The organism is Rhodobacter sp. SGA-6-6, from assembly GCF_011043545.1.
Classification (GTDB): Bacteria; Pseudomonadota; Alphaproteobacteria; order Rhodobacterales; family Rhodobacteraceae; genus Pseudogemmobacter.
The window spans coordinates 1-1,272 of the sequence record NZ_JAAKGP010000050.1; the positions used below are offsets into that span (position 1 = coordinate 1).

The 1,272-nt window shown below is 58.4% G+C and carries 2 protein-coding genes; both read left to right on the forward strand.

Features of this window, described 5'->3' with window-relative positions; genetic code table 11:
- Positions 1-389: 389 nt before the first annotated feature.
- A complete protein-coding gene (locus tag G5B31_RS21425) occupies positions 390-524 on the forward strand; it encodes a hypothetical protein (RefSeq protein ID WP_101754912.1) in 135 nt (44 codons plus the stop codon).
- A partial coding sequence (locus G5B31_RS20895) for a hypothetical protein (RefSeq protein ID WP_205912058.1) occupies positions 521-1,272 on the forward strand: 752 nt, incomplete at its 3' end. The genes G5B31_RS21425 and G5B31_RS20895, both read left to right, overlap by 4 nt.

Sequence of the window (1,272 nt, forward strand, 5' to 3'; positions counted from 1 at the left end):
GTTCACCCGGGCAAGCTGTGCTTTTATCAAAGTAAGCAGTCGTTTCAGAAAATCAAGGCATTACAATAAATTAATTATCAAACCCAACCCGAAGCCACTCTAACCGCATGATATAATGACAACTTATGAGAGCCCTTCGCTTCAGCCGCTGTAACGCTCATCCAAAAGGGTTGCTATTGAGGTCCTCTTCCATCATTCTCATGTCACAGGTTGATCTGGCGTCGAGAAAGCTCCGCCCGACGTCGTTGCCTTGCTATCCAAAAATTACTGGCACTCCCTGAGTGAGTGAATGTGATCGCTGGTTCGAAACCTTCTCAGCCCCTTCGCATCGCGCGTGGGCTGAATAATCACGCCCGCGCTTTGCGGTCCGTAAATCAAAGGATAACTATATGGCCAAGGGAAATAAACGCGGAAATCGTGAGGCGAAGAAGCCCAAACAGGTCAAGGCTGCCCCAGTAGCGGCGCCTCTGTTCGAAAAAGGCGCACTGGCACCCGCTGCAGCGCCGAAGAAGAAAAAGGGTTGAGCGGCCGCCTCGGAGCGGCGGTCGAACGTATTTCTGCCGGGATGACGACCCGTGATATCGTGCCGGGTCACCCCTGGGCGGATACGGCACCTGTTCGCGCAGAACTTTTCAGCGCCGAGCGGCTTGAGCAGCACGCGATCTCGCTGGCTTCTGCGCAGCCGGTGGCTGAACGGACAAAAAGGGTCCGGACATTGCGCCGCCGGCTGGACGACAATGCAAAGGTGTTGCTTACGGCGTGGCGCGCCAGCGCCAGTGAAGTTGCAGCCGGGCGCGAAGTGGTGCCCGCCGCGACCTGGCTTCTGGACAATTACCACCTCGTCGAGGCGCAGATCCGGGAAGTTCGCACCGATCTTCCCGAAGGGTATTATCGTCTTCTGCCAAAACTGGCGGATGGTCCATTCGCAGGATACCCACGCGTCTTCGGCGTGACCTGGGCATTCGTGGCCCATACCGACAGCCATTTCGATCCGGACATCCTGCGCCGTTACCTCGTCGCATATCAAACGGTGCAGCCGCTGACGATCGGCGAGCTCTGGGCCGTTGCCATCACCATGCGCATCGTTCTGATCGAGAACCTGCGCCGGCTGGCGGATCAGATGACGATGGGGCGCGCTGACCGGCTCGATGCCAACAGCCTTGCTGATCGCATCTGTGCCCCGGGTCAGGCACATACCGCCTTGTTGCCCGAAGTGGCACGCCTCGCCGGACGCCCGCTGTCCGAGGTGTTCGCCGCCCAACTGGCCAAACG

Excerpts from the sequence above, each read along its gene's own strand:
- G5B31_RS21425 (WP_101754912.1), top strand. The coding sequence starts at position 390 with ATGGCCAAGGGAAATAAACGCGGAAATCGTGAGGCGAAGAAGCCCAAA.